Annotated in this window: 1 protein-coding gene; it reads right to left on the minus strand. The window is 43.9% G+C overall.

The features are described 5' to 3' along the window. Positions 1-253, minus strand: a 253-nt coding sequence (locus ACYQ0O_RS13245) for a YDG domain-containing protein (RefSeq protein ID WP_459893829.1), incomplete at both ends; no start/stop codon positions are given.

The following is a 253-nucleotide window of genomic DNA, read 5'->3' on the forward strand; positions in this document are numbered from 1 at the left end:
GAGGTTTGGGAGTGATGTCTGCTTTTACTGTTGATGTTGGATTTTGAAAGGCATAGTTCCCTGCATCTGCTCCTGATAGTGTTCCACTCACATTGACACTCTTGTCTGTCCCTACATTCTTGTCTTCAAACTCCCCTGTTGCTGTAAGGTTTACATCATCTCCACTTATGATGTCATTGCTTGTGGCTGTGACATCTGCTTTAGTCGTCCTATCATACACCTTATCAGATGCAGTATAGGTGGCTGTTAGAGG

The sequence above is a fragment of the Desulfothermus okinawensis JCM 13304 genome, assembly GCF_054654515.1.